The organism is Mucilaginibacter ximonensis (assembly GCF_042686265.1).
Classification (GTDB): Bacteria; Bacteroidota; Bacteroidia; order Sphingobacteriales; family Sphingobacteriaceae; genus Mucilaginibacter; species Mucilaginibacter ximonensis.
The window spans coordinates 1,368,710-1,388,751 of the sequence record NZ_JBHUPD010000002.1 but is presented as its reverse complement, the minus strand read 5'-3'; the positions used below and the strand labels follow the sequence as shown (position 1 = coordinate 1,388,751).

The window sequence follows — 20,042 nt, the reverse complement described above, 5'->3', positions numbered from 1 at the left end:
GCGGCCTATGAAACTTCGCGTAGCACGACACACTAAAAAATTGCAGCCGCTTATTGACTTTTATACCCGCGTTATCGGGTTGGAAGTACTTGGAGACTTTAAAGACCACGCAGGTTATGACGGCGTATTTATGGGTGATAAAAATCGCGACTGGCACCTGGAATTCACCACATCGGCCGAAGAGCCGCAACATCAGGCCGACAAGGATGATCTGCTGGTTTTTTATGCGGATTCAAGAGCCGCCTACGATCAAATTATCGCGATAGCAAAAAACAATAACGCTCTACAAGCCGAACCTAAAAACCCGTACTGGAAACAGAACGGCACTTTGCTGCTTGACCCGGACGGGTTCGGGGTGATGGTTGCTATCGCTTAGCATAGTGCGCTTTACAGGTTAGCGGTCATCCAGTCCATACGTGTTTTTAGCCACGATTTCAGGTAATAAACCTCGCCCTGGTAAGAGCCGAACACTTCAGGGCTTGGCCAGGCATAAGTATTGAGAATATTCCAGACTTTAAAATTTTGCTCTTGCGACAGATTTAAATAGGCAGCGTTCTTATCAATATTGGTTAGGATGAGGGGTAACGAAGCCTGCACTGACTGCCATCTTTGCCGCACACGTTGAACAAAAGCAGGATCTTGAAATAAACGCGAAAACCACTTTCCATTTCTTACCCACCACCCGGTAGGATCAAGGTCAGGATCGCCCGCCGATACGTCGAAATCCCAAACCGGGCCCATGCCTAACTTACCATTCAAATCTTTATAATAAAAGATGCTGTTATAATCTACAGCGTCGACGTCTTTCATTAACTCTTTAACCAGATACCAATCAATAAATGAATCTACGTTGATATATTTTGCATAACCATTAACCGGATCGGCAAAATTATCCGCAAAAATCGCATCCTCGGTTTGTTGCATGTAATTATGGATATACGCCAATTGCTGGTCAGTTATATCGTTTGGATCTTTAATAGTAAAGGGCAAACCCGAGCTGGTATGGAAATAATAGTCGGCATCAAGCCGCTGATTAAGTTCTACCAGATAACCGCCGCCTATATCACTATTGTCATTATCAATGGTGCTTAATTTGTTTATGTCAACCCTTCCCGGTTCAATTTCAACCTCCTCGGTAAGGGTATAACTGCCCTGATAAACGCCGTTCATTACCACCTCAACAAAACGATAATGAGGCGTAAAGTCGGCACCAACCAAATGCCCGATGTCATCTGCTACGGCATTGCGTAATAAACTTTTGTCGTAGTAATTTGCCAGCAGCACCCAATTTTTAGCTGCAGATAATCCTAAAACGGCTTGTTTGTTATCAAACTTAATATGGTACGGTTTTTTAGGAAGCCCCCAGGTTGAGTTGCCGCGGCCCTTTATATTTAAACCTGCATTTGCCGCGAACGGCTCAAACTGCCCGTTGGTATTAATGCTTAAATTACCGGTTACATAATCATCCTCTGATACTACCGGCGCCGATGTTGTTAAAAATAATATGGGCAAGCCGGTGAAATTAGTTATAGATACTTTGATGCTTTTTACTTTCCCATTAGGGTCGGTATATGTATAAATAACAGGCTCAGTAAAATCATTTACCGTTACGCCGCTTTGTTGCTTGACGCCGTTAACCTTTAAATTGGCATCAGCGGGCAAAAAGCTCAGCACAAAAGAGCGGTTAGTTGAAATACCGGGGATATTGAAGTTAACGGAATCGCCTGTGATCTTTAATTCTGAGCTGACTGAATCAGGAATATCTTTATTATTTTCTGCAGATAAAAAAAGCCTGACGGTAGTATCTCCGCGTATAACCGGCGACGTGCTTCCACCTTTATTAACATCACTTTTTTTGCAACCGGCAAAAGCTGCCAATAGCAGCGCGTACAAGAAAATATTTTTCATGAGGGGGAGGTAGATGTGGTAATAAATAGGGTATTACAAACATAAACCAAAAGAAATTCAATTTGCCGATATTAACATTAGATTTACATTATAACTTTCTGATATTCAATTTCCGGCCCTGGGGTTTAGCGCCCGGCCTTAATTTCTCGTATCATTTCATTATAACTCCATTTGCGCAGCATGGCGTTTACTGTATTTACAATGCGTTTGGCCCTGGTTTCATCGGTCTTTGCACTTTCAATCCATTTAACAAAGTAGTTACGATGTGACATGGCGAGTGTTTTAAACTGCTCAAAAGCCTCGGGGTCAAAATCAAAACAATCTTGCAGGTCGTGGGGGATATCTACTTTAAAATCGGCATGTTCTTCAAGCTTAACGGTTAGCATGGCACCGGCTTCTTTATGAATAGCTTTACGAATTTCTGTTTTAACAGGCATTATAAATGCGCCATCGCCCATAGGCATGAGTGCAAAGCCGCTAATGGGGTAATTGTCCAAAAAGCCCTTTACGCGAAACGACTTTTTGTTGCCGGGTTTTAACTGCTGTGCCAGGTGGGCAGGTATTTCGATATATCGCCAGCCTGTTTTCTCACCCATCTCACCAAATTGCAACATCATGGTTTTGAACTCAATCATGCTGTAAATATCAATTAAAAAATACAGGCATGAAAATAAGGGCAAATGTTAAATTTTAGTTAAATGTCAAATTAATTAAGGTTTGCGTGTAACGTTTGGGTAACTGCTGCTGTCTTATGGGTATAAAATTTAATTAATAACCTTAAATACCACATATTATGAAAACTCTTAAAACAATTTTATTAGGCTTAACACTACTTGTAGCAAGCACAGTAGCCAACGCTAAAAGTATCCAGACTGCCACTTTAACCAAAAACGATGTATTAAACGCATACGTAAATGCGGTAATACATGGCAAAACTGAAGGCGTTGAAAATATCTTAGCCAAAGACTTTAAATACGTGATGTACCGTAACGACAAAGAATTTAACCTGAACAAGACACAAATGATTGAGTCGTTAAAAGCATCTGAAAACGTTGAGCAAGCTTGTACTTTTACAACTTCGGTTGTTGACGAAACCACTGACAAAATGGTAGTTAAATTAATTATGCGTTACGATGGTTATGTTCGCACTAACGAGATCACCATCTCTAAAAAACATGATGATTTCCAAATTACCAGAATCCAAACCGAATCTTAATTTAGTTTAGTTTTGTTTATAGTTCAATGCCCGCCGCAAGCGGGCATTTTCTTTTTATGACAGCCGGTCTTCAAAAAACAAAAAGGGTAAAAAGCTCTCAATACCATTGGCTACCCAAACCGGGCTTTTACCCGTAAATAATATAACTTTTACCGGCAATTGCTGCATTTTTTCGCACTCGGCCAATACCTGCAGGCAAGAACCACATGAAGTTACGGGCTTTTTTAGTTCAAATTCTTCAGTATGTGCGGTAACAGCCATGCTTTCTATCGGATCATCGGGGTGATTAGCACCCCAGTAAAAAAGCGCCACCCGCTCGGCACACAGGCCTGACGGATATGCGACATTTTCCTGGTTACTACCCTGTATAATTTTGCCGCTTTTTAAACGCAAGGCTGCACCTACGCTGAACTTTGAATATGGAGAATGCGAATTTTTCATCGCCCCGACAGCTTCTGCGCATAATTGCTGGTCGGCAGTGCTTAATTCGGCAACTGAATTATATTCCTGAAAAGCTATTTTAATTTCGTGATTAGTCATCTATTAACCCCGCTGAAAAAAGTAGGGGAAACAAGATAAGCAACTTTTTAATTAAAAGTTTAGATATTTTTTAAAATCTATAGGGATGTTACATAGTAAAAAATTAAACGCCCACTTGAAATAATCCAAGAGGGCGTTCAACATACGGGGAAAGGATTAAGCTACCGCCAAAACTTCGCTTTCAGCAATAGTTGGGTTAACGCTTTCATCATCTTTCTCAACCCTAAGGTTGCCTATGATGTGTTGCTGCCTTGCAGGCGTGTTTTTACCCATAAAGTATTCTAACAAGCCTTTGATGTTGGCGTCCTTCAGGATCACCGGGTCAAGGCGCATGTCTTTACCAATGAATAAACCAAACTCGTCCGGCGATATCTCGCCCAGGCCTTTAAAGCGGGTAATCTCTGGCTTGGCCCCTAGTTTAGCAATGGCGTTACGGCGCTCTTCGTCACTGTAGCAGTAAATGGTTTCTTTTTTATTGCGTACGCGGAACAACGGCGTCTGCAATATAGAAACGTGGCCGGCCTTAACAATATCAGGAAAAAACTGCAAAAAGAAAGTCATTAAAAGCAGCCGGATGTGCATGCCGTCCACATCGGCATCGGTAGCTATTACAATGTTGTTATAACGCAAGCCATCAATGCCGTCCTCAATATTCAGCGCGTGTTGCAACAGGTTAAATTCTTCATTCTCGTAAACCACCTTCTTGGTCAGCCCAAAACAATTTAGCGGTTTACCTTTTAAGCTGAATACTGCCTGGGTCATTACATCGCGCGATTTGGTGATCGACCCGCTCGCTGAGTCGCCTTCGGTGATGAATAAGGTGGTATCTTGTTTGCGCTCATGATTATCGTCAAAATGCAGCTTACAATCACGCAGTTTACGGTTATGCAACGACGCCTTTTTGGCGCGCTCATTAGCCAGCTTTTTAATACCTGCAATATCCTTCCGCTCGCGCTCTGACTGCATGATACGTTTCAATAAAGCATCGGCTGTCGCCGGATTTTTGTGCAGGTAGTTGTCTAGCTCCTTCTTGACAAAATCGTTAATGAAACCCCGTACTGACGGCCCGTCAGGACCAATATTTAATGAGCCCAGCTTAGTTTTAGTCTGTGACTCAAACACCGGCTCCTGTACCTTTATTGAAATGGCCGACACAATTGAGGCGCGAATATCCGACGCCTCAAACTCTTTTTTATAAAATTCTCTAATGGTTTTTACCACAGCCTCGCGTAAGGCAGCCTGGTGGGTACCGCCCTGAGTAGTATTTTGTCCGTTTACGAAAGAATAATACTCCTCGCCATATTGCTGACCGTGAGTCATGGCTATTTCTATATCCTCACCTTTCAGGTGGATAATGGGATAGCGAATGGTCTCAGCATCTGTATTTTTGGTAAGCAGATCATAGAGGCCGCGCTCTGAAAAATATTTCTGATTATTGAAGTTAATGGTTAGCCCGGAGTTCAGATAGACATAATTCCAGACCATGCTTTCCACAAACTCCGGTATAAAACGGTAATGCCTGAAAATGCTGTCATCCGGCGTAAAGTTTATAGCAGTACCGTTACGCTGTGTGGTATCCTTTTCAGGTTCCTCACGTACCAGTTCGCCTTTGGTAAACTCGGCTATTTTAGTACGCCCGTCGCGATACGATTGCACGATGAATGCCGTCGATAAGGCATTAACGGCTTTGGTACCAACACCGTTCAAACCCACTGATTTCTGGAAGGCTTTGCTGTCATATTTACCACCGGTGTTTATTTTGGATACACAATCAATTACTTTCCCTAATGGTATACCACGACCATAGTCACGAACCGCTACTTTATGGTCGCTTATGTTTATCTCAATGGTTTTGCCTGAACCCATGACAAACTCATCGATGGAGTTATCAACAATCTCTTTCAGTAAAACATAAATACCATCATCATACGCCGAGCCGTCACCCAGCTTGCCGATATACATACCAGGGCGCAGGCGTATGTGCTCCTTCCAGTCTAACGACCGTATACTGTCTTCACTATAATTTACCGGTTCTGCCATTTTTGAATTAAAATAATATGGATCGGGCACTATTAATGCCCTAATTGCAAAAATAAAGGATGATGGGCAAGTTTTATGGAAAAACTGTCAACATGTTAACACTGGTATTTTTAGAGCCAAGAATCAAGAGACAAGAAATAAGATGGTTTTTTCAGGTTAATCTTAAGACTAACCTTTTCAAATCTTGATTCTTGGCTCTTGTCTCTTGGTTCTTCCAATCACTATCCCTTAAACTTAAGGCAAGTACTGGCCAGTTGCATGTTTTTGAAAAATTCAGGCCCCTTATCATTGGTGAAAGCAATTGCTAAAACGGTACCACTACCATTTTTTTGAAGTACGGTAACAAAGGCATATTTGTAATGCTTGGTTACCGGGCTGTCATCAATACTTACCAGGTAAATACACCCTTCGTCGGCATTATATCGGTCGAGAATATATTGCGGCAGTTTTCGTTTTGAAAATATTTTTTCTGAGGTGAGTGTGCCTATCTGATCTTGTGCTACGCTTAAAAAAAGAGAATCGGGATTACCTGTTTTGATATTTTTATCGGCCAGTAGTTTTTCGTTCTCTTTCTGTGTATTTACCCTAAACCAGATCTCAAAATCGGCATCGGGCAAAATCATGGCATAATCAAACTGATAGCTATCAGTATTGGGGGCCTTTATTTCTTTAAACCCCTCAGGAAAATTAAAAGAAACGTCAATCTGCGCCAATGAAGCGGTAAAGTTTTTTAATTGCGATGTATAGCCCGTAGCCGTTCGGTTAGTTTGTGCCGATGCCGGCGCCGCAAAAAGCAGCGTTAAAACAATCCAAAAACAATTAATCTTAAAACCGGTAGCGTTCATAGGTAAAAAACTCAAAAACGACGTTTTTTAGCTCCATATTATTCCTTTTTTAAAAATATTAAAAAATTTAATATGAATCTAATATCTAAATAGTTAGATGCGATATTTATTATAATAATATTATTATTTATTATCTAACTGATATTCAATTATTTTTTTCTGCGGATCAAACGGCGCGAGCTCATTTAAACCCATTGCCTGAATGGCGGCGTCAATCAATTTAAATTCGTCAGTAACATAGGTAATTCCCTGCTTCAGCAAAAAATAGCGACCGGCATCGATCATAGCTTTCAAGGGGATCATGCCAATCAATTCGCTGCCTGTAACTTCACACCCATGTTCTGTCGCTTTGGCACAAACTTCGTCAAACACCTCATGGATAGGCGTAGCCGAAATATTGGTCAAATTCATAGATACCTGGGCTTTCCCATACTCCGGGATATACCAACCAATCGCTTTTACGTATTTCAGGCTTCCGGGGATACGTTCTTTTCCGTTTTTTTCAATAATTATTTTTCCCGTTTCGCGTACGTCCTGAGCTATCTCATTCGCTATGTGAGCAGATGCGGTGTTTAGGTTAATGTTATAAGCAATTAAAAAATCGCGCGCGCCAATAACTGTTGCTCCGCGTTTGGCGTCCATCTCAGCAGGGCCAAAATCAGGTTTCCAATTTGGCAGCTTTATTTTCTTAAAAAAGCCTTCATACTCGCCCGCCCGGATGGCTGCCAGATTGCTGCGCTTTTTATCAGGTTGCGAATTTTCATATAAATAAACAGGTATTTGTAACTCCTCGCCCACACGTTGCGCCAGCCTGTTGGCGTATACGGTTACTTCATCAAGCGTAATATTACTTACAGGTATAAGCGGGCAAACGTCAGTAGCTCCCATTCGGGGATGTGTGCCGTTTTGAGCGCTCATATCAATGAGCTCGCCGGCGGTTTTGATGGCAAGAAAGGCAGCCTCAATTACAGCCTCAGGCTGGCCGGCAAAGGTTACTACCGTACGGTTGGCATCGCGACCGGGATCAACGTTTAGTAATTTAACTCCTTCTACCGAACCTATGGCGCCGGTAATGCTTTGAATAATTTCCTGGTTGGTACCCTCGCTAAAATTAGGTACACACTCTATAATCTGATCCATGATGCAAAGCGGCAATTTAAATATTATTTGTAGCCGGCAAGAAGGGTGTTTGTAACTTCTTTATTGGAATTAAGCCCTGAAATTTTCTTCGACTTACAGCTATATGAAATATTTTTTTCAGAAAAATTTTGAAATCCGGTTTATTGATCTACATTTGTAGTGTACTATTTAACTAATACACCTAAACATGATTGAAATCACTCACTTATCATTCGGTTACGGCAAGCATAAATTGTTTGACAACTTGAATCTTTCGTTAAAGCCCGGGCGTATTTACGGGCTGTTGGGCATGAATGGCGCCGGCAAATCTTCCCTCTTAAAAAACATAGCAGGGTTGGCTGCACCATGGTCAGGCACCTGTATTGTAAATAACGAAGTGGCGTCAAAGCGTAATCCTTCATTTTTGCAGGATTTGTTTTTTGTTCCGGAGGATATTTACCTGCCCCCAATCACCGCTAAACAATTTGCGAGAAGCACCGGGCATTTTTACCCTAAGTTTGACAACCTGCAGTTCGAAAAGCTATTAACAGATTTTGATATCCCTTGCGACAGGGAGTTAACAAAATTATCACTGGGCCAGCAAAAAAAGGCTTACATAGCTTTTGCCTTAGCAACTAATACGGCTTTAATGATTATGGACGAGCCTACCAACGGTTTGGACATCCCCTCAAAAGCACAATTCAGAAAACTGGTAGCGTCGGCATTAACCGACGAGCGGTGCCTTATAATCTCGACTCATCAGGTGCGCGATCTGGATAACCTGATCGATACGGTTTTGGTATTACACAACAACCACATCATACTTGACCAGACACTTGATCAGATCAGCGAGAAGCTAAACTTTGGCATTATCCCGGCCGACAGTACCGGGTACATTTATGCCGAACAAAACATCAGCGGCCTTAATGCCATCACTCAAAACACAGATAGCAGTTACACCAAAGTAGATATGGAGCTGCTGTTTAATGCTATAATCAATAACAACCCAAACCTTATCACTTTATTAAACCAAACCGGCCATGAACAACACATTTAATCTAACCCGCTTTGGCTGGTACTTTAAAAAGCACACTATCGACCACGGCCGCACATACCTGATATCATTGGCAGTAGCCATAGGTATTGTTTTTGTAGGCCTGGGCCTAACTGGGCTTATAGGTACTGGATGGCTGAGCCAGGGCTACCAATACGGCATGTATTTGTTTCTGATATGGCTGGGCGGCAGCATATTTACAAGTACCATTTTTTCTGATCTGGGCGACAGGAAAAAAGCCACCTTGCCTTTAACCTTGCCGGTTTCGGCATTGGAGCGTTTTTTGGTAGCCTGGTTATATACCTGCCCAATTTTTCTGCTAGTTGCCACTTGCTGCTTTTTTGGTGTAGACGCCCTGGTACTGAGCATGAGCCACTCAAGAATCATCCAGAACCCCAATAAAATGCTTGATCTGCTAAGCATCGAAACGCCCGGAGCTTTCGCGCTTGTTATGTTTGCTGTATTTCAAATTGTTTGCTTTTGGGGGGCTATTTACTTTAATAGCCTGCACTTTATAAAAACAGCTTTTGTTTTCTTTATTGTTTTTCTGGGAGCCAGCCTCATCAATAAAATTGTCATGTGGTTAATAAGTGGCGGTAGTTTTTCATCAAATTCTTTGTTTTTTCAAAGTGATATTTATGTAAACGGCAATAGCTACGGTTTAACATTAGGCTCTGGCCCTTACATCGTCAACTGGGCAATTTTTGGATTAATCATCGTTTTATTACTAACGAGTACTTTTTATAAGCTCAAAGAAAAACAGGTTTAGCCATGAATTTTAAAGATAAAGAGGCGATATACCTGCAAATAGCCGACTACGTGAGTGAGCATATCACCCTGGGTAAGTGGCTGCCCGAAGCCAAGATACCCTCGGTGCGCGAACTGGCGACTGAGCTGCAGGTAAACCCTAACACCGTAATGCGCACCTATGAATATCTGCAGCAAAAAGAGATTGTATTTAACAAGCGCGGACTGGGTTTATTTGTAGCTGCCGATGCCATACCGCACATAAAAGCTATAAGACGCGAGCGCTTTTTGCAGCAGGAACTACCCGGCTTTTTAAACAGCCTGTACCTGCTGGACATTGAGCCGGAGCAGATATTGAAATACTACGAAAACTTCAAAAAAACTAAAGACGTTCAAAATGAAAACAAGCAATAAATTTCTCGTAGCCATATTAGTACTGGCCATTATATCAATGGTATCGTTTGATATGGCACTGCGCGCAGAATACAAAAAAGGCGATTATAAAAGTCCGCATTATGGCGATGTACTTATACCTGTAGAAGATTTTGATGTTATTGAAGACTACACATCATATAAAACTTTTACAGACATTACCTCAGGCAGCAAGTTCGAAATATGGGTTGACAAATCGGCACAAAACGACTTGATTTTTACCGTTAAAAACCACATTTTAAAAATCAATTTCAAAAAAAGCAACAGCGATGACAGGAATCAAGCCTACGGAATCCACATCAGATGCCCACGATTAAATGAGCTCACAAGGGCGATTAGTCCGGGCGATAAAGTTATCTATGAATCCGGGTCTTTAACGATGGGCATTTTCAATCAGGATTCTGTGCGTTTAGAAAACAGCGCGCCGGGTATTATTAACCTTACGCCTGTTGATGTTAAAAAGATTAAGATGATTATGTGGGACGGCTTGTTAAACATTGGAGGTAACGGCAATGCAGACACCGCTGATTTTGACATTCGTAATGGCAGCCGCCTGGATATTGGAAAAATAAAAATGCGTAAAGTTAACTACAAACTTGATGATAGTTCTCAGGTAACACTATCTGGCGCTGTTTGGCATCAAATACGCTAGCTTAACCCATAACTTCAATCCTAAACCTTCACCTCAATGCCTCCTCAGCACGAGGAGGCATTTTTTTCTAAAATCCGTAACGAAGGCAGAAATATTACGTCTTATATGCGTTTTTCGATGAATTGTTAAAATTCGTTAAGAAATGTTAAAACGCTTGTCCTACTAAAAACCTAGTTATACCTTAGATCTACTTTTAAAAACCTTATCCCTGATGAAAATCACTATCTGGCTGATGGCATTTTTTACGTTCATTAGCTTTATCAGCCGCGCACAAAGCACTTACAGCGTTAAAGGGTACGCCGTTGATACGGCCGAAAAACAACCGCTTCACAACGCCACTGTAATGGTACTCAACGCTAAAGATTCAACCTTGCAAAAATTTACCCGCGCTAAAGCAGACGGTTCATTTAATCTGGACAACCTTAATGCCGGTAAGTTCATCCTGCTGATGTCCTATCCCGGTTATGCAGATTATTCTGAAGGCTTTACACTGGATGAGAAAAACCCGCAGCATGATTTTGACCGGGTAAGCATGACCCTGGCATCGCGACTATTGCATGACGTAATTATTAAAGGCGAGGTAAGAGCAATTAAAATAAAAGGCGACACCACCGAATTTAACGCCAGGGCCTATGTTATACAGCCTAATGACAAGGTAGAAGACCTGATTAAACAATTTCCGGGCATACAGGTGGATAAGGATGGCAAGATCACCGCTCAGGGACAAAAAGTTGGCAAAGTATTACTGGACGGCGAAGAGTTTTTTGGCGACGACCCTACGCTGGTTACCAAAAACATTCGTGCTGATATGGTTGACAAAGTACAGTTGTACGACAAAAAAAGCGATCAGGCTACCTTTACCGGCGTAGACGATGACAAGGCTGTAAAAACCCTGAACATTAAATTAAAAGACGGCAAAAAGGCGGGCTACTTTGGTAAAGCAATAGCGGGCCAGGGTACGGATAAATATTACTCGGGCCAGCTGATGTATAATAAATTTCAGAATAAGGAAAAGATTTCTGTTTACGGCATTGGTTCAAACAACGGCACTACCGGCCTTAACTGGGACGACGCACAGAAGTATGGTGATGACAACAATATAGAAATGATGGACGGCGGCGGCTTTTATTTTTCTTACGGTGGCGACGACCTTTATTATAGCGGGCGCGGTTTACCTAAAGCTACCACGGGCGGTGTGCATTATGATAACAAATGGGACAAAGACAAATACTCGGTAAATACCAATTACAAAGTCGGCGAGCTGGCTATTGACGGAAACCAAAGCACCATTACGCAAAACAACTTGCCCGACAGGGTGATCAATAGCAAAAGCAGTCAGACAGATCACAGATCTAACTTTCGTGAAAAGCTGGATGCTAAACTTGAAATTGCGCTGGACACAACAGCCAATTTAAAGATTAACGCCACCGGAACTTACAAAAACAACAAAAGTAGCCTACTTAGTGCCGATACCAGCCGGCGCGGAGATAATACGCTGCTTAACTTAAACAACACAAGCAACATTGGCAGTAACGATGACCATAAGCTTGAGGCTAATATTTTCTTCACCAAAAAATTAAAGAAAAAAGGACGTACGCTATCTGTGTATGCCGGCGGTTCATCAGAGGATATTGAGGGCTCAAGCTTCCTGAAATCAAACCTGGAATATTTTAATGACGCCGGTGTTTTAAGCAATACCCAGTTAACTGATCAGCACAAAACATCATCCAATAAAAACAACCTGTTTAACTCAAACTTTACCTATACCGAGCCCATTATAAAAGGGCTGACCATTGTAGTTAATTATGGCTTTGATGTAAACCGTTCAAGCTCAGACCAACGGGCCTATAGTAAGGCCACGCCCGGCGGGCCGTATAACGTCCTGGTTGATTCATTGAGTAACTTTTTCAAACTAAACCAGATTTCACATCAGGCCGGCGCCATATTTAACTACAACAAAGGCAAAACTATGGTTAACATTGGCACAAAGGCTGCAGACGTATCTTTTGACCAGCTAAATATCTATACCGGTAATGACCTGAAACGTCAGTTTATTAACTGGATGCCACAGGCTAGCTTTGTATATAAATTTTCGCAGCAGCGCTCGTTAAGAGCAGGCTACAATGGTAATACTACGCAGCCCAGCATCAGCCAGATACAACCGGTAAAAGATAATACAAATCCGCTGTATGTTATTTTGGGTAATACCGGTTTGACACCCTCGTTTAGTAACAATTTTAACCTGTCATACAACACCTACCAGATAATAGGGGGCGAAGAATTTTACATCTCGGGCAGATATAGCTTCACTACAAACCCCATAGTAAACAATACCTCGACCGATGCCGTCGGTAAAACCACCGTGCAATACTTTAATCTGGGCGGGAAATCGCCACATAATTTTAGCACCTATTTAAATTATAGCCGTAAGGTGAAAAACTTTAATGTAGGTATATACGGCGACATATACGGCAGTACCAGTTACAACATGGTTACCAACGCCGTTACCGCGGTGACCCAGTTAAACACTACCCAAAACAATAACTACAGCGGGGGCTTACGTATAAGCAGGTATAAAGAGAATAAATACGACTTCTATATATCTGCCGGGCCAAGCTACAGTATTAATCAAAGCTCACTGCAAAACGCTTTTAACAGTAACGGCCGCGGCTTCACTGCACAGAGCTGGGGCTCTGTATACCTGCCGCACAACTTCCAGATCGGAGAAGATGGTCAATATGATTATACAGCCAAAACCGCCGCCCTGCCACAAGGGTTTAGCCGGGTTTTATTGAATGCTTATGTAACCAAAGCCTTTTTTAAAGAAAAAAGTTTAAAAATAACTGGCCGTGTTAACGACATCCTTAACCAGAACCAAAACTTTAACCGTAATGCCAACGGCGGCATTATTACTGAGGAAAGATATACCGCTATCAAAAGATATTTCATGTTAACCGTATCGTACGATTTTTCAAAAATGAGTGCCGGTACTGCCAAATAACCAACCTTATGAAAAACTTTATCATAACCATTTGCTGTTTTTTTATGCTGACAGGCATGTGCCTGGCGCAAACTCACTTCACCTCATCAGGTATTATCGAGTATGAAAAAAAATGTAATATGTATGCTTTGATACGCAAGGAGATCAATAAAGACAATGAAGACTGGCTGGCCAAGCCTTTTGAAGATTTCCAAAAATCAAATTCGCAATTTAAAGTTTTGAAGAGCACACTTAAATTCGGCAATAACAAAACGCTTTTTACACCGGTAGTTGACGAAGACGAAAAGCGTAACGGCTGGTTTGATTTGCAGATGGCGACACAGTTTAATACCATCTATTCAGATTTTAATACCGGCATGAGCACTGCGCAAAAAGTGGTTTTTGAGCAAACCTTTCTGCTTAAAGACACCACCCGTAAGATCAACTGGAAAATAACCGACGAAACCCGCGAGATTGCCGGCTACACTTGCCGCCGTGCAAATGCAATAATGATGGACTCAATTTACGTTGTTGCGTTTTATACCGACAAAATACTGGTTACCGGCGGACCCGAATCATTTACCGGCCTGCCGGGTATGATACTCGAGGTGGCGCTGCCGCACGAAAACGTGTCATGGATAGCCACCAAAGTTACAGATACCACCATCCCTGAAACGGAGATAGTGCCGCCTAAAAAAGGTAAGCCCGTAAACAAGCAATCGTTCAAAGAAACACTGAACAAAACCGTGGCCGATTGGGGCACCTGGGGACACGCCTACCTTAAGGCCTTTACTTTGTGACGGTTTAGTTAAGCAGGTATTTGCAAAAAAACTGGTAAGTTAAATCCATATCTTTTGCATTAAACACATGCCCCAGGTTAGGTTGTACTTCAATATCCAGCTTATCAGCGGCATTGGCTTTTTCATAAGCTTCGGTGATTGATTCAAAGCCAATCTGTGCACCCGGATACGGGTTGTTCTGGTCTTTGTCTTTACTCAAAATTAAAACCGGGCGGGGCGCCAGCAGGCGCAACATCGACGGGCAATCAAACTCTCCGGTGATACCGGGCAGTATCTTATTCCAAACCGCTTTTACATTATGCTGGTTTATGGCCAAGTCGCCCAGATCGTGCGCGGCTTTTGTATGGGCTTCGCCGATGGTACCTGCCCTGCCCTGCCATTGATCATTTTCGAGCGACCATTTGAAGCTTTGTACCGATATACCCAATACCGAAGCATAAATACGGGTATCTACAGCTGCGGCCATCCAGGTTTCAATACCGCCCATTGAGATACCGCCCATGCCAATACGATCGGCTTTTACATCGGCGCGGCTAACCAGGTAGTCAACCAATCGCCACAGGTCATAGGATGTATCGTACAGAAATGGATAAGCGTGATGAGTTGCATCGTTAGTTTTAAAGGCCTGATAGGCAGCCTCAGCATATTCTTTTGATCCATGCGCACCGCCCGCAATGCGCTGACCGTGATAACGTGCATCAATAGCTACGCCCATAATACCTGCTTTAGCAAGGCGAGTAAACAAGCCTTTAGTCTCTCCACCGTCTTTGTTGCCACCCGTGCCGTGCAGAAATATCGCTATCGGCAATTTAGTTTGCTCTGCTCGTACTGGTTTGTAGATCAGTATGGGCATGCGCTCATTAGCCTCGGTATAAATAAAACCACGATCTACCTGTATCGAATCTTTACGTACGGTAGTGAACTCGGGTTTGGGGGCAACCTTCGGGCGATCAAGCAGCGCTTTAAAATCTTTGCGTACCTGTTGAACGGGTAAGTACTGCGGCACTTGAGCAAGTACCTGCGCAACCGGTATCGACAGCAAAAGAAAAAACACAAGGGCTTTAAAGTTAATTTGAGACATGGCTATTTAATTGGTTGATAAATATACCATTAAAGCTTTGGGCTATGATTTTGTATGCCGATTGTTACAACGCAGTTTCAATACTTTGCTCAGGATGACAAGTGGCAAATAAAAAAAGGGGCTGTCACACTGCGCCCCTTTAATTTATATTCGTTAAAATCTTAATTCGCGTGCCTGCTTTTTACCATCATTTTCATACGTCGGCGTTTTAGCGAAATCTTTACGTGTGCATATTCGTTTTTTTCAATGTGTTGGGTATACGCGTTAATGATGTCTTTGTACGATAATACACCGCTCACCACATTGTGCGTAAGCACCGGTAATACCTCGACACCATTTTTTGACATGCGCTCTATGGCCTTGCTTAATGCGTCTTCGCCGCTTACTGAGGCATTTATTTTTTCGGGCAGAATATTTTTTACGGGTTGATTTGTTGCAACCACACCATAAATATCCGCCAGGCGGATAATGCCTGCATACTCCCCCTTTTCATTTACCACAACAAACTGGCTTTCGTCACGGTGATTGCTGCTGATCCAGGTTTGAATATCGGCTATACTGGTTTCAGTACTGATGAGGCTTTCTTTACCTTTTACAACTTCTGCAACGGTTATTTTTTGCAGCAGGTCGGGGCTGAATGAATCAGGTACTGACAGGCCGCGCCGAACGATCTTTTCTGTCATGATGGTGTTCTCCATCAAAAAGAAGGAAACAATATAAGCACCCGTACAAGCGCCCAGCAAAGGCAACAAAGCGTTTGACTGCATGGTAGCCTCCAAAGCAAAAACAATGCTGGTTAAATAAGCTCTTGATGCGCCCGCAAACATAGCCGACATCCCGATTAACGCCGATAACGGGATGTTGATACCGGCATCCGGATAGATCTTTAAGATAACCATGCCGATAACCGCGCCTGCCGCACCGCCCATAGTCATTAACGGCGCCAGCGTACCGCCCGAGGTGCCGCTGCCCAAGGCAATGGCCCACGACAAAAATTTAAAAATACACAGCGTAAGCACCAATGTTAAAGGCCAGCTTCCAGACAGTATGCCGGTGATATTATCGTAACCTACACCTAAAGTATGCGGAAAGAAATAACCTATAACACCAACAGCTAAACCGCCAATTGCGGGCCATAATGCCCAATGTACAGGCAGATGCTCAAAATTATCTTCAACCCAATAAACAATTTTAGTAATGCCTAACGACAGGAAACCGACAAAAATACCCATGATGCTGTAAATAAGCAGCGCCTGGTTTGAAGGCATGGCCACATCAGGCATGGGGAATACCGGCCCGGATTCAAACAGAAAATGATGGCCGGCCGCACCCGTAATACAAGCCAGCGCCACCGGCAATATCGCCCGCGGCGAAAATTCAAACAACAATAATTCAATCGCCAGAAAAATAGCGGCGATAGGCGTGCCAAATATGGCTGACATACCGGCTGTCGCGCCGGCTGCCAGTATGATCTTGCGCTCGTTTGAAGTTACTTTAAATATTTGCCCGATGGTTGAACCTAATGCACCGCCAGTTGCAATGATGGGGCCCTCTGCGCCAAACGGCCCCCCGGTACCAATAGCAATAGCCGACGAAACAGGTTTTAATATGGTGATAGCAGGTTTAATGTTACTCTCATTCACCAGTATCTGCTCCATAGCCTCAGGGATACCATGGCCCCTGATGGCCTTTGATCCATACAGCGCCATTAAACCCACAACCAGGCCGCCTATAACCGGTACCACCATTACCCAAATGCCTAAATGATTATTAGCCGGACTGTTAAAGCCTATGCTAAATGAGCCGAAAAAAGCAATATTAGTTACCAGGTTTATAAGCGATACCAAAAACTTAGCAATAAAGCTTACCGCTATAGCTACTGCAAGGCAGTAACCGCAAATGGTTAATAAGCGGCCTTTTACAATTAAGGGCTTTTTGGTATCACCCCCGGCTGATTCTAAACTGTTCAATAATGGCGAAACAGGAAGTCCATTAGATGCGTCTGCGTTTTTCATGTTTAAAAGAGCGAAATGCGTGTAACGATCGGAGAGATCGATTTGCGCTTTTGGAATTTTCTGCAAAAGTATTGCTTATATAATATATAAAACAATTAAATACGCTATTTATTACAATTTAGAATGATTAAAATCATATAAACTAATACCAGAGAAGTAGTTTAAAAACAGCACTAAAAGTCAGTAGCATTATTTGAGGCAGCGTAAAAAAAAATCTAATTTTAAACTATCATTACTAGTTAATGCCACGTTCACTGAACCGAATTCCTAAAAAACCTGATACGCCTTATGAGATCATTGATTTTTGGTGGCCTGATATTTCTTAATTTAATACTGACCGTAACGTTTGTACGCGCCCAGGCCAACTATGTTATTGGCGGTAAGGTGACTGACGAGAGCCAAAAGCCCCTTCCAGGTGCTACCGTGTTTGTCGACGGCAGCCAGATAGCTACTGCTACAAACGACGATGGTGTTTTCAGGCTTGTGATGCCCGGCCCTGGTTCATATCATGTGTCCGTACAAATGATCGGTTATAATACCGAAAGAAAAGACCTGATGCTGCAGGATGAGTCGGTAAACCTGGAGTTTATTTTAAAGATTAAACCGGTTGCGTTAAAGCAGGTGAATATTGGCGGCGAAAAAAACCGGAACGCAAATCTGGAGATATTTAAAAAGCACTTTCTGGGGGTTACACCCAACGGGTTAGCGTGCAAAATCATCAACCCGGAAGTGCTTAACTTCAGCACGCAAAAAAATTTATTAGTGGCCGGTGCCGATGATTTCCTGATCATTGAAAACCCTAACCTGGGTTATCGTATTAAATATCTGCTTAAAACTTTCCAGTATAACAAGCAAGCCCAGGTTACTGCTTACGACGGCGAGGTAGTATTTGAAGAGATGCAAGGCAGCAAGAGCCAGAAAGAACACTGGGCGAAGAACAGGCTGCATGTTTATAACGGATCAGTGATGCATTATCTGCGGTCGGTTTTTGCCAATACCACACAACAGGAAGGCTTTATTACACGGCAGCTTTATAAACAAGGCGACAAAGTCCTGGTTAACATTAGCCCTATTAAAGTAGATTCGCTGGTTACCAAAGCAGGCCTCAATTTTGTTTCGTTAAAACTTACCGGGTTACAGATTACTTACAACCTGCAAAAAGCTGCGCAGATATTGAAGCAACCACAAAGTATAAACCAGGGCCTTACGCTTGTGGCTGATTCAGCTTTAATGCAGAGGGCTTGGGAACAGGGAGAGATAGACGATGCTTTAAACGAGGCGGGCCAAACAGGTAGATTAATTTTAACGCATTCGCCAACACAAAGCGAAAACCCTACCTATAGGACTGACCTGCTGCCCTATGTCAAAGCCATTACCATTGATGCGCACGGACGCGTATTTTCGGGCTATTTTCTAAGCTTTCTGTTAAAAGGCGACTGGACCTATTTGCGCGTCGGCGATCAATTGCCTTTTGAATACATACCACCCGCCGCACCATGAAAAGCCCCTGCTTTACCATATTGCTTTTTATTTTATTGCTAACGCGATTTATGGCCTCGGCGCAGGGCGGCCTGTCTATCGCCGGCAAAGTTACTGACGAGAAAGGAAACCCTTTAAGCGGAGCTACAGTGTTTATCAGCAATACCACCAAAATTACCGCTACCAATGCTGATGGTTATTTTAGGTTTGACCACCTTGATGCCGGTAATTACCAGCTCAATGTTACCATGGTGGGCTACCTTCAGTTCAGCCATCATTTCCCGGTACAAACCAATTTCCCTGAACTTAACATCAAGCTAAAAATCAACCAGACACGACTAAAGCAAGTTAACATCGGCGGTAAAGATCGTTCAGCACAGTACCTGGCGCTTTTTACCAAAGAGCTGTTAGGAAGTACTATAAATGCCGATTCGTGCAAAATTATAAACCCCGAAGTGATCAACTTCAGCACAAAAGATAAAAATCTTTATGCCGATGCCGACGAGTTTTTGATCATTGAAAATAAAAGGCTTGGCTATCGCATAAAATATATGCTAAAATCGTTCAGGCATTTGCAAAACACCATAAATACCGCCTATGATGGTGATGCAGTTTTTGAAGAACTGCCCGGCACCGACGCACAAAAGCAACAATGGGCAAAAAACCGACTGGAAACCTACGGGGGCTCTATGATGCAATTTTTTAGAGCGGCCTTTACCAATACTGCTTTACAGGAAGGTTTTATAGTTAATAACATCATCGGCAACGACATGCGTTACACCAGGTATATGGTCAATTTTAATTCGCCTCATAATGGTGATTTTATGCCTTATAATAAAAGCGACTACCGGGCGATCTATGTAGAATACGATCCAAAAAAAGCGATCAGGCAATTAAAAAAATCACAGGATTCGACTTCGATTCAAGCAATAGAAAAACTAGGATTGACCGTCAAACCACCGCATTATGAGTCTAAACTTTACTTATTTCCTAAAGAAGCAACGGTAGATGCCCGCGGCAACGTGCCTACCGGCTATTTTACTACTTTCCTGATTATGGGCGACTGGATTAAAAAACGTGTGGGCGATCAATTACCTTTTGAATATCAACCGCCGGTTGCAGCATTTAAATAAC

The 20,042-nt window shown here is 42.6% G+C and carries 18 protein-coding genes; 10 read left to right on the top strand and 8 right to left on the bottom strand.

What is annotated here, in order from left to right; all coding sequences use genetic code 11:
* Positions 1-7 precede the first annotated feature (7 nt).
* On the top strand, positions 8-376 hold the full coding sequence (locus ACFS5N_RS13715; RefSeq protein WP_377186467.1) for a VOC family protein: 369 nt from the start codon (positions 8-10) through the stop codon (positions 374-376).
* An 11-nt stretch (positions 377-387) separates the two neighbouring features.
* On the opposite strand, the gene ACFS5N_RS13710 is transcribed toward ACFS5N_RS13715, so the two are convergent.
* Together ACFS5N_RS13710 and ACFS5N_RS13705 are read right to left on the bottom strand one after the other, a co-directional pair.
* The gene (locus tag ACFS5N_RS13710; RefSeq protein WP_377186464.1) at positions 388-1,908 is read right to left on the bottom strand and encodes a CotH kinase family protein; all 1,521 of its coding nucleotides are present in this window, start codon (positions 1,906-1,908) and stop codon (positions 388-390) included.
* Positions 1,909-2,033: 125 nt separating this feature from the next.
* On the bottom strand, positions 2,034-2,543 hold the full coding sequence (locus tag ACFS5N_RS13705) for a YdeI/OmpD-associated family protein (RefSeq protein WP_377186461.1): 510 nt from the start codon (positions 2,541-2,543) through the stop codon (positions 2,034-2,036).
* A gap of 158 nt (positions 2,544-2,701) precedes the next feature.
* Here ACFS5N_RS13705 and ACFS5N_RS13700 point away from each other — a divergent pair, with 158 nt between their 5' ends.
* The gene (locus ACFS5N_RS13700) at positions 2,702-3,124 is read left to right on the top strand and encodes a hypothetical protein (protein WP_377186454.1); all 423 of its coding nucleotides are present in this window, start codon (positions 2,702-2,704) and stop codon (positions 3,122-3,124) included.
* Between the two features lie 54 nt (positions 3,125-3,178).
* On the opposite strand, the gene ACFS5N_RS13695 is transcribed toward ACFS5N_RS13700, so the two are convergent.
* From ACFS5N_RS13695 to ftcD, 4 genes are all read right to left on the bottom strand, one after another.
* Positions 3,179-3,664 carry a cytidine deaminase gene (locus ACFS5N_RS13695; RefSeq protein WP_377186451.1) on the bottom strand — a complete coding sequence of 162 codons (486 nt, stop codon included), beginning with the start codon at positions 3,662-3,664 and terminating at the stop codon, positions 3,179-3,181.
* A 156-nt stretch (positions 3,665-3,820) separates the two neighbouring features.
* Entirely contained in the window at positions 3,821-5,704 is a 1,884-nt protein-coding gene (locus ACFS5N_RS13690; RefSeq protein WP_377186448.1) for a DNA topoisomerase IV subunit B, read from the bottom strand.
* Between the two features lie 221 nt (positions 5,705-5,925).
* Positions 5,926-6,549, bottom strand: a complete 624-nt coding sequence (locus ACFS5N_RS13685; protein WP_377186445.1) for a hypothetical protein — start codon at positions 6,547-6,549, stop codon at positions 5,926-5,928.
* 123 nt (positions 6,550-6,672) lie between these two features.
* Positions 6,673-7,689, bottom strand: a complete 1,017-nt coding sequence (ftcD, locus tag ACFS5N_RS13680) for a glutamate formimidoyltransferase (RefSeq protein ID WP_377186442.1) — start codon at positions 7,687-7,689, stop codon at positions 6,673-6,675.
* A 187-nt stretch (positions 7,690-7,876) separates the two neighbouring features.
* On the opposite strand from ftcD, the gene ACFS5N_RS13675 reads away from it, so the two are divergent.
* The 6 genes from ACFS5N_RS13675 to ACFS5N_RS13650 all read left to right on the top strand — a co-directional run bounded on the left by ACFS5N_RS13675 (position 7,877) and on the right by ACFS5N_RS13650 (position 14,333).
* Positions 7,877-8,725, top strand: coding sequence for an ABC transporter ATP-binding protein (locus ACFS5N_RS13675; RefSeq protein WP_377186439.1), 849 nt, complete (start codon positions 7,877-7,879; stop codon positions 8,723-8,725).
* The gene (locus ACFS5N_RS13670; RefSeq protein WP_377186437.1) at positions 8,709-9,491 is read left to right on the top strand and encodes a hypothetical protein; all 783 of its coding nucleotides are present in this window, start codon (positions 8,709-8,711) and stop codon (positions 9,489-9,491) included. The genes ACFS5N_RS13675 and ACFS5N_RS13670 overlap by 17 nt, the downstream gene beginning before the upstream one ends.
* A 2-nt stretch (positions 9,492-9,493) precedes the next feature.
* Positions 9,494-9,883 (top strand): GntR family transcriptional regulator, encoded by a 390-nt coding sequence (locus tag ACFS5N_RS13665; protein ID WP_377186434.1) that lies wholly within the window; start codon positions 9,494-9,496, stop codon positions 9,881-9,883.
* Positions 9,867-10,553: a GIN domain-containing protein gene (locus ACFS5N_RS13660; RefSeq protein WP_377186431.1), complete on the top strand. Its 687-nt coding sequence runs from the start codon at positions 9,867-9,869 to the stop codon at positions 10,551-10,553. The genes ACFS5N_RS13665 and ACFS5N_RS13660 overlap by 17 nt, the downstream gene beginning before the upstream one ends.
* A gap of 211 nt (positions 10,554-10,764) precedes the next feature.
* Positions 10,765-13,554 carry an outer membrane beta-barrel protein gene (locus tag ACFS5N_RS13655; RefSeq protein WP_377186428.1) on the top strand — a complete coding sequence of 930 codons (2,790 nt, stop codon included), beginning with the start codon at positions 10,765-10,767 and terminating at the stop codon, positions 13,552-13,554.
* A gap of 8 nt (positions 13,555-13,562) precedes the next feature.
* On the top strand, positions 13,563-14,333 hold the full coding sequence (locus tag ACFS5N_RS13650) for a GLPGLI family protein (protein WP_377186425.1): 771 nt from the start codon (positions 13,563-13,565) through the stop codon (positions 14,331-14,333).
* Positions 14,334-14,337: 4 nt separating this feature from the next.
* Here ACFS5N_RS13650 and ACFS5N_RS13645 read toward each other — a convergent pair whose 3' ends face one another.
* Entirely contained in the window at positions 14,338-15,414 is a 1,077-nt protein-coding gene (locus ACFS5N_RS13645) for an alpha/beta hydrolase family protein (RefSeq protein WP_377186422.1), read from the bottom strand.
* A gap of 161 nt (positions 15,415-15,575) precedes the next feature.
* On the bottom strand, positions 15,576-17,429 hold the full coding sequence (locus ACFS5N_RS13640) for a chloride channel protein (RefSeq protein ID WP_377186419.1): 1,854 nt from the start codon (positions 17,427-17,429) through the stop codon (positions 15,576-15,578).
* A 288-nt stretch (positions 17,430-17,717) separates the two neighbouring features.
* Between ACFS5N_RS13640 and ACFS5N_RS13635 the strand changes: the two genes are divergently transcribed.
* Positions 17,718-18,929: a carboxypeptidase-like regulatory domain-containing protein gene (locus tag ACFS5N_RS13635; RefSeq protein WP_377186416.1), complete on the top strand. Its 1,212-nt coding sequence runs from the start codon at positions 17,718-17,720 to the stop codon at positions 18,927-18,929.
* Positions 18,926-20,041, top strand: coding sequence for a carboxypeptidase-like regulatory domain-containing protein (locus ACFS5N_RS13630; RefSeq protein WP_377186413.1), 1,116 nt, complete (start codon positions 18,926-18,928; stop codon positions 20,039-20,041). The genes ACFS5N_RS13635 and ACFS5N_RS13630 overlap by 4 nt, the downstream gene beginning before the upstream one ends.
* The last annotated feature ends 1 nt before the right edge of the window (position 20,042 follow it).

Bases quoted from the DNA above. Each gene is read 5' to 3' on its own strand.
- ACFS5N_RS13715 (WP_377186467.1), top strand. From the start codon at position 8: ATGAAACTTCGCGTAGCACGACACACTAAAAAATTGCAGCCGCTTATT.
- ACFS5N_RS13710 (WP_377186464.1), bottom strand. From the start codon at position 1,908: ATGAAAAATATTTTCTTGTACGCGCTGCTATTGGCAGCTTTTGCCGGT.
- ACFS5N_RS13705 (WP_377186461.1), bottom strand. From the start codon at position 2,543: ATGATTGAGTTCAAAACCATGATGTTGCAATTTGGTGAGATGGGTGAG.
- ACFS5N_RS13700 (WP_377186454.1), top strand. From the start codon at position 2,702: ATGAAAACTCTTAAAACAATTTTATTAGGCTTAACACTACTTGTAGCA.
- ACFS5N_RS13695 (WP_377186451.1), bottom strand. From the start codon at position 3,664: ATGACTAATCACGAAATTAAAATAGCTTTTCAGGAATATAATTCAGTT.
- ACFS5N_RS13690 (WP_377186448.1), bottom strand. From the start codon at position 5,704: ATGGCAGAACCGGTAAATTATAGTGAAGACAGTATACGGTCGTTAGAC.
- ACFS5N_RS13685 (WP_377186445.1), bottom strand. From the start codon at position 6,549: ATGAACGCTACCGGTTTTAAGATTAATTGTTTTTGGATTGTTTTAACG.
- ftcD (WP_377186442.1), bottom strand. From the start codon at position 7,689: ATGGATCAGATTATAGAGTGTGTACCTAATTTTAGCGAGGGTACCAAC.
- ACFS5N_RS13675 (WP_377186439.1), top strand. From the start codon at position 7,877: ATGATTGAAATCACTCACTTATCATTCGGTTACGGCAAGCATAAATTG.
- ACFS5N_RS13670 (WP_377186437.1), top strand. From the start codon at position 8,709: ATGAACAACACATTTAATCTAACCCGCTTTGGCTGGTACTTTAAAAAG.
- ACFS5N_RS13665 (WP_377186434.1), top strand. From the start codon at position 9,494: ATGAATTTTAAAGATAAAGAGGCGATATACCTGCAAATAGCCGACTAC.
- ACFS5N_RS13660 (WP_377186431.1), top strand. From the start codon at position 9,867: ATGAAAACAAGCAATAAATTTCTCGTAGCCATATTAGTACTGGCCATT.
- ACFS5N_RS13655 (WP_377186428.1), top strand. From the start codon at position 10,765: ATGAAAATCACTATCTGGCTGATGGCATTTTTTACGTTCATTAGCTTT.
- ACFS5N_RS13650 (WP_377186425.1), top strand. From the start codon at position 13,563: ATGAAAAACTTTATCATAACCATTTGCTGTTTTTTTATGCTGACAGGC.
- ACFS5N_RS13645 (WP_377186422.1), bottom strand. From the start codon at position 15,414: ATGTCTCAAATTAACTTTAAAGCCCTTGTGTTTTTTCTTTTGCTGTCG.
- ACFS5N_RS13640 (WP_377186419.1), bottom strand. From the start codon at position 17,429: ATGAAAAACGCAGACGCATCTAATGGACTTCCTGTTTCGCCATTATTG.
- ACFS5N_RS13635 (WP_377186416.1), top strand. From the start codon at position 17,718: ATGAGATCATTGATTTTTGGTGGCCTGATATTTCTTAATTTAATACTG.
- ACFS5N_RS13630 (WP_377186413.1), top strand. From the start codon at position 18,926: ATGAAAAGCCCCTGCTTTACCATATTGCTTTTTATTTTATTGCTAACG.